The 11733-nt window shown below is 62.9% G+C and carries 11 protein-coding genes; 8 read left to right on the top strand and 3 right to left on the bottom strand.

Translation table 11 applies throughout. The annotated features are described in order from the left end of the window. Positions 1–45 precede the first annotated feature (45 nt). The 4 genes from SB765_RS06660 to SB765_RS06645 all read left to right on the top strand — a co-directional run bounded on the left by SB765_RS06660 (position 46) and on the right by SB765_RS06645 (position 4166). A complete protein-coding gene (locus SB765_RS06660) occupies positions 46–1443 on the top strand; it encodes an FAD-binding oxidoreductase (protein ID WP_341797049.1) in 1398 nt (465 codons plus the stop codon). Between the two features lie 25 nt (positions 1444–1468). Further along, on the top strand, positions 1469–2134 hold the full coding sequence (locus SB765_RS06655; RefSeq protein WP_016502113.1) for a fumarylacetoacetate hydrolase family protein: 666 nt from the start codon (positions 1469–1471) through the stop codon (positions 2132–2134). Between the two features lie 119 nt (positions 2135–2253). Further along, a complete protein-coding gene (locus SB765_RS06650) occupies positions 2254–3174 on the top strand; it encodes an SdiA-regulated domain-containing protein (protein WP_063423265.1) in 921 nt (306 codons plus the stop codon). A gap of 89 nt (positions 3175–3263) precedes the next feature. Then, a complete protein-coding gene (locus tag SB765_RS06645) occupies positions 3264–4166 on the top strand; it encodes an SdiA-regulated domain-containing protein (RefSeq protein WP_410931102.1) in 903 nt (300 codons plus the stop codon). A gap of 116 nt (positions 4167–4282) precedes the next feature. Here SB765_RS06645 and rpiA read toward each other — a convergent pair whose 3' ends face one another. Next, on the bottom strand, positions 4283–4957 hold the full coding sequence (gene rpiA / locus SB765_RS06640; RefSeq protein ID WP_016502110.1) for a ribose-5-phosphate isomerase RpiA: 675 nt from the start codon (positions 4955–4957) through the stop codon (positions 4283–4285). 135 nt (positions 4958–5092) lie between these two features. Here rpiA and ilvA point away from each other — a divergent pair, with 135 nt between their 5' ends. Beyond that, positions 5093–6607: a threonine ammonia-lyase, biosynthetic gene (gene ilvA, locus SB765_RS06635; protein ID WP_341797047.1), complete on the top strand. Its 1515-nt coding sequence runs from the start codon at positions 5093–5095 to the stop codon at positions 6605–6607. 38 nt (positions 6608–6645) lie between these two features. Next, complete coding sequence (locus tag SB765_RS06630) at positions 6646–7071, top strand: DUF2269 domain-containing protein (RefSeq protein WP_341797046.1); 426 nt, start codon at positions 6646–6648, stop codon at positions 7069–7071. A 111-nt stretch (positions 7072–7182) separates the two neighbouring features. On the opposite strand, the gene SB765_RS06625 is transcribed toward SB765_RS06630, so the two are convergent. Further along, positions 7183–7839, bottom strand: a complete 657-nt coding sequence (locus SB765_RS06625; protein WP_341797045.1) for an HAD family hydrolase — start codon at positions 7837–7839, stop codon at positions 7183–7185. Positions 7840–7979: 140 nt separating this feature from the next. Here SB765_RS06625 and SB765_RS06620 point away from each other — a divergent pair, with 140 nt between their 5' ends. Together SB765_RS06620 and ptsP are read left to right on the top strand one after the other, a co-directional pair. After that, positions 7980–8459: an RNA pyrophosphohydrolase gene (locus tag SB765_RS06620; RefSeq protein WP_003249017.1), complete on the top strand. Its 480-nt coding sequence runs from the start codon at positions 7980–7982 to the stop codon at positions 8457–8459. 22 nt (positions 8460–8481) lie between these two features. Further along, positions 8482–10761 carry a phosphoenolpyruvate--protein phosphotransferase gene (gene ptsP / locus SB765_RS06615; protein WP_341797044.1) on the top strand — a complete coding sequence of 760 codons (2280 nt, stop codon included), beginning with the start codon at positions 8482–8484 and terminating at the stop codon, positions 10759–10761. 115 nt (positions 10762–10876) lie between these two features. Here ptsP and SB765_RS06610 read toward each other — a convergent pair whose 3' ends face one another. After that, entirely contained in the window at positions 10877–11623 is a 747-nt protein-coding gene (locus SB765_RS06610) for an NRDE family protein (RefSeq protein ID WP_410931101.1), read from the bottom strand. Positions 11624–11733: the final 110 nt, after the last annotated feature.

Raw genomic sequence — 11733 nt, 5'->3', positions numbered from 1 at the left:
TGAAGAGTGCTCAGGGTGACTATGAATAAGTCGAGAGTTCCAGCGATGACCCACCCCGCTGTTATTGAAGAACTGATGACCCTTGTCGACCCTGGCAAGGTCCTGACCGACGCGGCTTCCCTCGAAGCGTATGGCAAGGACTGGACCAAGCATTACCCCCCGGCGCCCAGTGCCATCGTCTTCCCCAAGACAGTAGAACAGGTGCAGGCCATTGTGCGCTGGGCCAATGCGCACAAGGTGGCCCTGGTGCCATCGGGTGGGCGTACCGGGCTTTCTGCCGGCGCCGTGGCGGCCAATGGCGAGGTTGTCGTTTCCTTCGACTACATGAACCAGATTCTCGGCTTCAATGCCTTCGACCGCACCGTGGTCTGCCAGCCGGGGGTAATCACCCGGCAGCTGCAAACCTACGCCGAAGAGCAGGGCCTGTATTACCCGGTGGACTTCGCTTCCAGCGGCTCCAGCCAGATTGGCGGCAACATCGGCACCAACGCGGGCGGCATCAAGGTGATTCGCTACGGCATGACCCGCAACTGGGTGGCCGGGCTGAAAGTGGTCACCGGCAAGGGCGAGTTGCTGGAACTGAACAAAGACCTGATCAAGAACGCCACCGGCTATGACCTGCGCCAGCTGTTCATTGGCGCCGAAGGCACGCTGGGCTTCGTGGTCGAGGCCACCATGCGCCTGGACCGCGCCCCGCGCAACCTCACTGCCATGGTGCTTGGCACGCCGGACTTCGACTCGATCATGCCGGTGCTGCACGCCTTCCAGGGCAAGCTGGACCTTACAGCCTTCGAGTTCTTCTCCGACAAGGGCCTGGCCAAGATCCTCGCGCGCGGCGATGTACCCGCCCCGTTCGCGACCGACTGCCCGTTCTATGCTCTGCTGGAGTTCGAAGCCAGCACTGAAGAGGTCGCCAATGAAGCGTTGGCCACCTTCGAGCATTGCGTCGAGCAGGGTTGGGTGCTGGACGGGGTGATGAGCCAGAGCGACACCCAGCTTAAAAACCTGTGGAAGCTGCGCGAGTACCTGTCGGAAACCATCTCGCACTGGACGCCCTACAAGAACGACATTTCCGTCACCGTGTCGAAAGTGCCCGCGTTCCTGCGTGATATCGACGCCATCGTCGCGGAGCACTACCCGGATTACGAAGTCGTGTGGTACGGCCACATCGGCGATGGCAACCTGCACTTGAACATCCTCAAGCCCGAACACATGAGCAAGGACGACTTCTTTGCCTCGTGCACCAAGGTCAACAAGTGGGTGTTCGATATCGTCAAGCACTACAACGGCTCGATCTCGGCCGAGCACGGTGTGGGCATGACCAAGCGCGACTATTTAGGCTACAGCCGCTCGCCGGAAGAAATCGCCTGCATGAAGGCAATAAAGGCCGTCTTCGACCCTAACGGCATCATGAATCCGGGTAAGATCTTTTCACCTGAATAAAAAGCAGTATCCAGAGGAGTCGGCCATGAGTTACCAGCACCAGTACGTAGACGGCACGCGCATTCACTTCCCGCTGGGCAAGGTGGTGTGTATTGGCCGTAACTATGCCGAGCATGCCAAGGAACTGGACAACCCGATCCCCACCGAGCCGCTGCTGTTCATCAAACCGGGCAGCTGCGTGGTGCCGGCCGAGGGCGGCTTCAAGATCCCGGCCGAGCGCGGTGCGGTGCACTATGAGGCCGAAATTGCCGTGCTGCTGGGCAAGCCGCTGTCGACCCATCCGAGCGAGGAGGAGGTGCTGGACGCCATTTCCGGTTATGCCCCGGCGCTGGACCTGACCCTGCGCGACGTGCAGGCCAAGCTTAAAGAGAAGGGCCTGCCGTGGGAACTGGCCAAGTGTTTTGATGGCGCTTGCGTGCTGCCGCCGTTCGTCTCCGCTGCCAGCTTTGAGGACGTGACCGACATCCCGGTGCGCCTCACCGTCAACGGCGAAGTGCGCCAGGACGGCAACAGCGCGATGATGCTGAACCCGATCGTGCCGATGATCCAGTACATGGCGGCGCAGTTCTCGCTGCAGGCCGGGGATGTGATCCTCACCGGCACCCCGGCAGGTGTGGGGCCGTTCAATGTCGGTGACGAACTGGTGCTGGAGCTGCCGGGCGTGAGCCGCTTCGAAAGCCGGGTGCTTTAACCCGAAACCGCGTCGCCCTCTTCGCGGGTTTACCCGCGAAGAGGCCGGCCCTGTTTACCCTTTTTTCACACCCTATCCGGATAATGCGCGGACCTACGCCCATTCCCCAGGACACCCGCATGCCATCACCCTCCAGCGCCCCTGCAACTCCCAAGCGTCGCTTCTACCTGCGCTGGCCCTTCGGCCTGGCCGTGGCGGCGGTGATCGGTTATGGCGTCGCGGTTGCCATGCACTGGGATGACCGCGGCGCGCTGTGGCTGAAGGAAAGCTTCGAAAGCACCGCCGAGCGCAGCGAAAGCGTGTGGCTGCCGGACTATCAGGTTGATATCGATGCCAAGCCGCTACCGGGTATGGACGATGACGAAGCCTCGGACCTGGCCTTCAACCCGCATACCCGCACTCTGTTCGCGGTCATGGGCAAGAACCCCATCCTGGTGGAGCTGAGCCTGGAGGGCGATGTACTGCGCAAGATCCCGCTCAACGGCTGGAACAACCCGGAAGGCGTCGCCGTGCTGGAGGATGGCTACCTGGCCATCACCGACGAGCGCCTGCATGACCTGACCGTGGTCAAGGTAGATGCGCAGACCACGGCGTTGAACCACGCCGATTTCCAGAGCCACGACCTGGGCCCGTCAGTGAAGAGCAACAAGGGCTTCGAGGCTATCGCCTGGGACCCGTTGCGTCAGCGCCTGGTCATCGGCGAGGAGCGCCCGCCCAAGTTGTACACCTGGAACACCGATGGCCGCAGCCCCCTCAAGGGCCAGAAACAGCCGTTGCCTAGCGAAGAGCTCGACCTGCGCAACCTGTCTGCACTGGGTGTCGACCCGCGTACGGGCCACCTGCTGGTGCTCTCGGCCGACTCCAACATGCTGCTGGAGCTGGACGAGCAGGGCCAGCAAGTCAGCTTCATGACCTTGCTGGGCGGCTTCAACGGGCTTGAAGACACCATTCCGCGCGCTGAAGGTGTAGCCATGGACGACAAGGGCAACCTGTACATGGTCAGCGAGCCGGCACTGTTTTATCGCTTCAGAAAGAACTGACCCCAACATCCGAAGTTTCTGATGCTGGCATTAAGCTTTATTTCAGTTGTACATGGTTAGATTCGCCACCCCCACGTCGAGTCTGCCCCATGCGTCTTCTTATTCGCCTGCTTCTTGCCCTGGCCGTTATCGGTCTGCTCCTGCTCGGCTGGGCCGGGCAGGAGTTTCGCCTGTTCGAGCGTGGCTGGTTCAATCTGAAGACCTGGTGGCAGCCCGCCGAGCAGAGCATCGGCCTGAACCGCTACCGAGTGGTGGTGGAGGCGCAGCCGGTCGAGGGGCTGGATGACGATATCTCCGCGCTGACCTACGACCCTGACCGCAAGACCCTGTTCACCGTCACCAACGCCCGCTCGGAACTGATCGAACTGTCGCTGGAGGGCCGTATGCTGCGCCGCATACCGCTGACTGGCTTCGGCGACCCGGAAGCGGTGGAGTATGTAGGGCCCAACAGCTACGTGATCACCGACGAGCGTCAACAACGGCTGATTCGTGTACGGCTGGAAGACGACACGATGTTCCTCGATGCCGGTGATGCCGAACAGCTCAGCCTGGGCATTGGCCTGAACGGCAACAAGGGCTTCGAGGGCCTGGCCTACGATTCGGCGGGCAAGCGCCTGTTCGTGGCGAAGGAGCGTGACCCGATGCTGATCTATGAGGTGCATGGCTTCCCGCATGACAACCCGGCAAAGCCCTACGCCGTGCATGTGGTGCAAGACCGCAAGCGTGATTCACGGCTGTTTGTGCGGGACCTGTCGAGCTTGCAATTCGATGAGCGCAGTGGGCATTTGCTGGCGCTGTCGGACGAGTCGCGCCTGGTGCTGGAGCTGGATGTTGAAGGTCGGCCGCTGAGCACCTTGTCGTTGCGCAAGGGCTTTCAGGGGTTGCGGGCAACGGTGCCGCAGGCGGAGGGGATTGCGATGGACGAGGCGGGGACGATCTATCTGGTCAGTGAGCCTAACCTGTTCTATGTGTTCAAGCAGGCGGCGGAGTGAGCAGGTGGGGCTGCTTTGCAGCCCATTCGCAGCACAAGGCTGCTCCTACAGGAAATCGCGTACCCCTGTAGGAGCAGCCTTGTGCTGCGAATCGAGGGCAAAGCCCTCGCCGAAGATTACTCGGCCTTCAGGCTCTTCACACCTTCAGCGGTACCCAGCAGCAGCAAGTCCGCCGGCCGCGCCGCGAACAGGCCGTTGGTCACCACGCCGACGATGGCGTTGATCTGCGCTTCCAGTTCCACCGGGTTGGTGATCTGCAGGTTGTGCACATCGAGGATTACATTGCCGTTGTCGGTGACCACACCTTCGCGGTACACCGGGTCGCCGCCCAGCTTGACCAGCTGACGGGCCACATGGCTGCGCGCCATCGGGATCACTTCGACCGGCAGCGGGAAAGCGCCCAGTACCGGCACCAGTTTGCTGCCGTCGGCGATGCAGATGAAGGTCTTGGCCACAGCGGCGACGATCTTCTCGCGGGTCAGGGCCGCGCCGCCGCCCTTGATCAGGTTCAGGTGTGCGTCGCTCTCGTCGGCGCCGTCCACGTAGAATTCCAGCTCGCTGACACTGTTCAGCTCGTAGACCGGGATGCCATGGCCCTTCAGACGCTGGGCGGTGGCTTCGGAGCTGGCGACTGCGCCGTCGAAGGCAGTCTTGTGCTGAGCCAGGGCGTCGATGAAGAAGTTGGCAGTCGAACCGGTACCGACGCCGACGACGCTCTTTTCATCCAGCTTGGGCAGAATGAAGTCGACAGCGGCCTGGGCGACGGCCTGTTTGAGTTGGTCCTGGGTCATGCGGGCTCCGAAAAGGGGCAGGGCGGTTTTCAAAGTTGCCTAGTATAACGGCTTGGGCAGCTTTGCTGTGGTCGCCCGACGTAGCGCTGGGGTAGACTCGCAGCCCTCGTCCCGCGGCCCAGTGATGCTTTCCCGATGCTCGAACAGTACGTCAAGAAGATCCTCACCTCGCGCGTCTATGACGTTGCCGTCGAAACCCCGCTGCAGAGCGCCGGGCAGCTGAGCAAGCGCCTGGGCAACCAGATTTTGCTCAAGCGTGAAGACCTGCAGCCGGTGTTCTCGTTCAAGATTCGAGGGGCGTACAACAAACTGGCCCAACTGACCCCGGAAGAGCTGGCCCGTGGTGTGGTCACCGCCTCGGCCGGCAACCACGCCCAGGGCCTGGCCCTGGCTGCGCGCGAGATGGGCATCAAGGCCACTATCGTGATGCCCAAGACCACCCCGGAGATCAAGATCGAAGGCGTGCGCTCGCGCGGTGGCAAGGTAGTGCTGCATGGCGACTCGTTTCCAGAGGCGCTGGCTTATTCGCTGAAACTGGTCGACGAGAAGGGCTTTGTCTATGTCCACCCTTATGACGACCCGCACACCATTGCCGGGCAGGGCACCGTGGCCATGGAAATCCTGCGCCAGCACCCTGGCCAGCTGAACGCGATCTTCGTGCCCGTTGGCGGTGGTGGCCTGATCGCCGGCATTGCCGCCTATGTGAAGTACCTGCGCCCGGAAATCAAGGTGATTGGTGTCGAGCCCGACGACTCCAACTGCCTGCAGGCGGCCATGGCAGCCGGTGAGCGCGTGGTGCTGCCACAGGTCGGGTTGTTCGCCGACGGCGTGGCGGTGGCGCAGATCGGCCAGCACACCTTCGATATCTGCCGCCACCATGTGGATGAAGTGGTGACGGTCAGCACCGACGAGATCTGTGCAGCTATCAAGGATATCTACGACGATACCCGCTCGATAACCGAACCTGCCGGCGCCTTGGGTGTTGCGGGCATCAAGAAGTACGTCGAGCTGTACGGCGTGACCGGGCAAACCCTGGTGGCGATCGACTCCGGCGCCAACGTCAACTTCGACCGCCTGCGCCATGTGGCCGAGCGTGCCGAGCTGGGTGAGAAGCGCGAAGCGATCATCGCCGTGACCATCCCGGAACGCCCAGGCAGCTTCAAGGCCTTCTGCGAGGCTATCGGCAAGCGGCAGATCACCGAATTCAACTACCGCAAGCACACCTCCGACGAGGCGCACATCTTCGTTGGCGTGCAGACCCACCCGGAAAACGACCCACGTGCGGCGCTGGTGCAGCATCTGACCGAGCAGGGCTTCCCGGTTACCGACCTGACCGACAACGAGCTGGCCAAACTGCACATTCGTCACATGGTTGGCGGCCATTCGGCCGGCGCCAGCGATGAAATGGTGTTGCGCTTCGAATTCCCCGAGCGGCCAGGGGCGTTGTTCAACTTCCTCAATAAGCTGGGCGGGCGCTGGAACATCTCGATGTTCCATTACCGCAACCATGGCGCGGCTGACGGGCGCGTGGTGGCGGGCTTGCAGGTGCCGGAGGACGAGCGCCACCTGGTGCCAGCCGCGTTGGCCAAGATCGGCTACCCCTACTGGGACGAAACCGAAAACCCGGCGTACAAGCTGTTCCTGGGCTGAGCGGCTAAGCTTGGCTTATCGCTCAAGGATGTGAAGACATGGAACACCTGACCACCCTCAAGACCCTGCACATCATTGCCACCGCACTGCTGTTTCTGGGCGCCCTGGGCCTGGCGGTTTGGACGGTGCGCGCTCGCCGCCAAGGCGATGCCGAAGCATACGCCAAGCTGTTGCGCCGGCCGCTGGTGTTCATCTGGCTGGTGATGGGCCTATGCCTGGTAAGCATGCCGTTCACCGGCTGGTGGCTGGTGCACCTGGTGGGCTGGCCACTGGGGCAGACCTGGGTGCTGGCGTCCAGCGTCATCTATACCTTCGGCGCCTTTGCCGTGTGGTGGCTGCTGGTACGGCTGAACCGGCTGCGCAAGGCCGAAGAGGTGGGGCTGCGGTTTACCCTGGCGCTGGCGGTGTTCAGCGGGGTCTGCTTCCTGTCCATTGCCGGGCTGATGGGCGCCAAGCCAGTCTGACAGTCCTCTTCGCGGGCACGCCCGCTCCCACAGGTACAGCGCAGCCCTTAAGGCCTGTGGTGATTCCTGTGGGAGCGGGCGTGCCCGCGAAGAGGCCGGCGCAGGAAACCCTCAATCCCTGAGTGAAACCACCGGCCACCCGCGCTTCTCGGCCTCGGCCCGCAGGTTCGGGTCCGGGTCCACCGCCACCGCATGCGCCACCCGTTGCAGCAGCGGGAGGTCGTTCATCGAGTCGCTATAGAAGTAGCTGTCTTCCAGGTCGAAGCCGTTCTCCAGCATCCAGCGTTCCAGTCGTGTCACCTTGCCTTCACGGAAACACGGTATATCGGTACTGCGGCCTGTATAGCGGCCGTCGTGCATCTCGCATTCGGTTGCCAGCAGTACCCGAACCCCGAGGCGCCGGGCAATCGGGGCGGTCACGAATCGGTTGGTGGCGGTGATGATCACCAACTGGTCGCCCGCCTCGCGGTGCTGCTGCAGCAAGGCCAGGGCCTTGGGCAGGATGATCGGCTCGATGCAGTCGCGCATGAAGTCGCGGTGCCATTCGTCGAGCTGGGCCACAGGCGTTGCCGCCAGGATCTCCATGGAAAAAGCCAGGTAGGCCTGCAGGTCCAGGGTGCCGTTGAGGTAGTCCTGGTAGAAGCCATCGTTGCGTTGCTTGTAGGCGACCGGGTCGAGAATGCCGCGCTCGCAAAGGTAATCACCCCAGGCATGGTCGCTGTCGCCACCGAGGAGGGTATTGTCCAGGTCGAATAAAGCCAGGCGCATTGCGGTCACTCGCATCAGCTACAGGTAGGCCCGCAGAATACGGAGTTTTCACCCGGCTGCACATAAGCTTGGCGGGCGCGTTGCTGCGCTCGCAAGCTTTGTGGAACAATGCGGTGACATGCGTTTGCGAGGTTGCTGCCGTGATCGACCCGGATGGTTTTCGCCCCAATGTCGGGATCATTCTCACGAATGATGCCGGGCAGGTGCTATGGGCTCGCCGGATCAACCAGGATGCCTGGCAGTTTCCCCAGGGGGGTATCAACCCTGACGAGACGCCGGAAGATGCCCTGTACCGCGAGCTGAACGAAGAAGTTGGCCTTGAACGCGATGATGTGGAAATTCTTGCCTGCACCCGCGGTTGGTTGCGTTATCGTTTACCCCAGCGACTGGTACGTACCCACAGCCAGCCGCTGTGCATCGGCCAGAAGCAGAAGTGGTTCCTGCTACGGCTGGTCAGCAATGAACAGCGGGTGCGGATGGACCTGACCGGCAAGCCGGAATTCGACGGCTGGCGCTGGGTGAGCTATTGGTATCCGCTGGGCCAGGTTGTGACATTCAAGCGCGAGGTGTACCGACGCGCCCTGAAAGAGCTAGCACCGCGTCTGCTGACGCGCGACTGACGACGGAGTTCGACCCCGAGCCATGCTCAATACGCTGCGCAAGATCGTCCAGGAAGTAAACTCCGCCAAAGATCTCAAGTCGGCGTTGGGGATCATTGTCTTGCGCGTCAAGGAGGCCATGGGCAGCCAGGTCTGCTCGGTCTACCTGCTCGACCCGGAAACCAACCGCTTCGTGCTGATGGCTTCCGAAGGCCTGAACAAGCGCTCCATCGGCAAGGTCAGCATGGCCCCCAACGAAGGCCTGGTTGGCCTGGTCGGTACCCGGGAAGAGCCGCTGAACCTGGAAAACGCCGCCGACCACCCGCGTTATCGATACTTTGCCGAAACCGGTGAAGAAAAATTCGCCTCCTTCCTGGGTGCACCGATCATTCACCACCGCCGCGTGGTCGGGGTGTTGGTCATTCAGCAAAAGGAGCGCCGCCAGTTCGACGAGGGCGAAGAAGCCTTCCTGGTCACCATGAGCGCCCAGCTTGCCGGGGTAATTGCCCACGCCGAAGCCACTGGCTCGATCCGTGGCCTTGGCCGCCAGGGCAAGGGTATCCAGGAAGCCCGCTTCGTCGGTGTCCCTGGCTCGCCTGGCGCTGCCGTGGGGCGTGCGGTGGTGATGCTGCCGCCGGCCGACCTGGAAGTGGTGCCGGACAAGGCCGTCGATGACATCGACGCCGAACTCAAGCTGTTCCAGAACGCCCTTGAAGGCGTGCGCGACGACATGCGCAAGCTGTCGGCCAAGCTGGCCACCCAGCTGCGCCCTGAAGAGCGCGCGTTGTTCGATGTGTACCTGATGATGCTCGAAGATGCAGCCCTGGGCGGCGAGGTGACCGAAGTCATCAAGACCGGCCAGTGGGCGCAGGGCGCCCTGCGCCAGGTGGTTGGCGAGCACGTCAGCCGCTTCGAGCTGATGGACGATGACTACCTGCGCGAGCGCGCCTCCGACGTCAAGGACCTTGGCCGGCGCCTGCTGGCCTACCTGCAGGAAGCCCGCTCGCAGTCGTTGGTGTATGCCGACAACACCATTCTGGTCAGTGAAGAGCTGACACCGGCCATGCTCGGCGAGGTGCCGGAAGGCAAGCTGGTGGGCCTGGTCTCGGTACTGGGTTCGGGCAACTCCCACGTCGCCATCCTCGCTCGCGCCATGGGCATCCCCACGGTGATGGGCCTGGTCGACCTGCCGTACTCCAAGGTCGACGGTATCGAGCTGATTGTCGACGGGTACAAGGGCGAGGTGTTCACCAACCCCAGCGAAGTGCTGCGCAAGCAGTACAGCGAAGTGGTCGAGGAAGAGCGCCAGCTGGCCCAGGGCCTGGATGCCCTGCGCGAACTGCCATGCGTCACCCCCGATGGCCACCGCATGCCGCTGTGGGTCAACACCGGCTTGCTGGCCGACGTGGCCCGTGCCCAGCAGCGCGGCGCTGAAGGGGTAGGCCTGTACCGCACCGAAGTGCCGTTCATGATCAACCAGCGCTTCCCCAGCGAGAAAGAGCAGTTGGCCATCTACCGTGAGCAGTTGGCGGCCTTCCACCCGCTGCCGGTAACCATGCGTACCCTCGACATCGGCGGTGACAAGGCGCTTTCGTACTTTCCGATCAAGGAAGAAAACCCCTTCCTGGGCTGGCGCGGCATCCGCGTCACCCTCGACCACCCGGAAATCTTCCTGGTGCAGACCCGTGCCATGCTCAAGGCCAGCGAGGGCCTGAACAACCTGCGTATCCTGCTGCCGATGATTTCCGGCATCCACGAGCTGGAAGAAGCGCTGCACCTGATCCACCGCGCCTGGGGCGAGGTGCGTGACGAAGGCACCGACGTGCCGATGCCCCCAGTGGGCGTGATGGTGGAAATCCCTGCCGCGGTGTACCAGACCAAGGAGCTGGCGCGGCAGGTGGACTTCCTGTCGGTCGGCTCCAACGACCTGACCCAGTACCTGCTGGCGGTGGACCGCAACAACCCGCGGGTTGCCGACCTGTACGACTACCTGCACCCGGCGGTGCTGCAAGCCTTGAGCGCGGTGGTGCGCGATGCCCATGGTGAAGGCAAGCCAGTGAGCATCTGCGGTGAGATGGCCGGTGACCCGGCGGCGGCGATCCTGCTGATGGCCATGGGTTTCGACAGCCTGTCGATGAACGCCACCAACCTGCCGAAGGTGAAGTGGATGCTGCGCCAGGTGAACATGAGCAAGGCCAAGGAACTGCTGGCCGAGGCCCTGAGCCATGACAACCCGCAAGTTATCCACAGCTCGTTGCAGCTGGCCCTTAAAAATCTCGGGTTGGCGCGGATGATCGGCCCAGGGGCCAACAAAACCCTCTGATTTTTCGGAGCCGCTTGCGGCCCTTGCGCGGCGCAAGGCCGCTCCTACAGGAGATCGCGTAGCCCTGTAGGAGCGGCCTTGTGCCGCGATGGGCTGCGCAGCAGCCCCATGGCCCTCAAACCTTTAACTCAACCTCCCCCAAATGCCCGCCAAAGGGCCCGAAACTGCGCTCGATCAGCCGCCTTCGTCCCTGATCATCCACGATCAGCACCGTACTCGCCCGGGTCCCGTAGTTCTGGCTGGCGATGAATACGCTCGACAGCAGTTTCTCGGTCGCCACCCCCACGCCTGTCTCGGGCAGTTCACCATCAGCTGCCGGCTCGTTATCGGCCAGCAAATCCAGCAACCGGCGCGGTTCTGGCGTTTCCAGCAGGCCCTCCAGCCCGCTACGTGCCTTCACCAGCTTCGGCCACGGCGTATCCAGCCCGGCGTTGGATAACCCGTACACCCCGGCGTCCAGCAGGCAGGGCGTAGCGTCACGGGCATGCAGATAACCCAGCTGCCGCGCATCACCCACCAGCAGGTTGAACCCCGAATACTGCCCGCTGCGGCTGGCCACCTGGTCCAGGTAAGCCTCGACCCCAAGCTTACCCTGCAGGTACGCTGCCACCAGTTCACCCCGCGAGCGCGGCCCCAGTGCCTGGTCCGGATCGCGGATATTGGTCAGCGCCGCAAACCGCCCCTGCGGCCCCACGCCCAGCCATGTGCCACCGGCCTCCAGGTCGCGCCCGGCATGCACCCCAGGCGCATCGTCCCAGGCCGCCAAGGGTTGAGTGGGGCGGGCATAGAACTCGTCGCGGTTGGCCGCGACGATCAGCGGCAGGGCATGCCCCGGCCGCCAGGCAAATACGATCAGGCACATCGGTTTGGCCTCTGTGTTTTCTGCCACTGTACCCACAGCGGCGTGGCGGATCCATCCTGACACAGAGTTCACTAGAGCCCCGAGCCCGGCTTCCGTTACCATGCCGGATT

The organism is Pseudomonas sp. SIMBA_067, from assembly GCF_046534675.1.
In the GTDB taxonomy this organism is placed as follows: domain Bacteria; phylum Pseudomonadota; class Gammaproteobacteria; order Pseudomonadales; family Pseudomonadaceae; genus Aquipseudomonas; species Aquipseudomonas putida.
This window is presented reverse-complemented; position numbering and strand designations above follow the sequence as displayed.

What these genes read in the sequence shown, in the direction of transcription:
- SB765_RS06650 (WP_063423265.1), top strand. Translation starts at nt 2,254, where the DNA reads ATGCCATCACCCTCCAGCGCCCCTGCAACTCCCAAGCGTCGCTTCTAC.
- SB765_RS06625 (WP_341797045.1), bottom strand. Translation starts at nt 7,839, where the DNA reads ATGCGCCTGGCTTTATTCGACCTGGACAATACCCTCCTCGGTGGCGAC.
- SB765_RS06610 (WP_410931101.1), bottom strand. Translation starts at nt 11,623, where the DNA reads ATGTGCCTGATCGTATTTGCCTGGCGGCCGGGGCATGCCCTGCCGCTG.
- ilvA (WP_341797047.1), top strand. Translation starts at nt 5,093, where the DNA reads ATGCTCGAACAGTACGTCAAGAAGATCCTCACCTCGCGCGTCTATGAC.
- SB765_RS06660 (WP_341797049.1), top strand. Translation starts at nt 46, where the DNA reads ATGACCCACCCCGCTGTTATTGAAGAACTGATGACCCTTGTCGACCCT.
- SB765_RS06645 (WP_410931102.1), top strand. Translation starts at nt 3,264, where the DNA reads ATGCGTCTTCTTATTCGCCTGCTTCTTGCCCTGGCCGTTATCGGTCTG.
- SB765_RS06630 (WP_341797046.1), top strand. Translation starts at nt 6,646, where the DNA reads ATGGAACACCTGACCACCCTCAAGACCCTGCACATCATTGCCACCGCA.
- ptsP (WP_341797044.1), top strand. Translation starts at nt 8,482, where the DNA reads ATGCTCAATACGCTGCGCAAGATCGTCCAGGAAGTAAACTCCGCCAAA.
- rpiA (WP_016502110.1), bottom strand. Translation starts at nt 4,957, where the DNA reads ATGACCCAGGACCAACTCAAACAGGCCGTCGCCCAGGCCGCTGTCGAC.
- SB765_RS06655 (WP_016502113.1), top strand. Translation starts at nt 1,469, where the DNA reads ATGAGTTACCAGCACCAGTACGTAGACGGCACGCGCATTCACTTCCCG.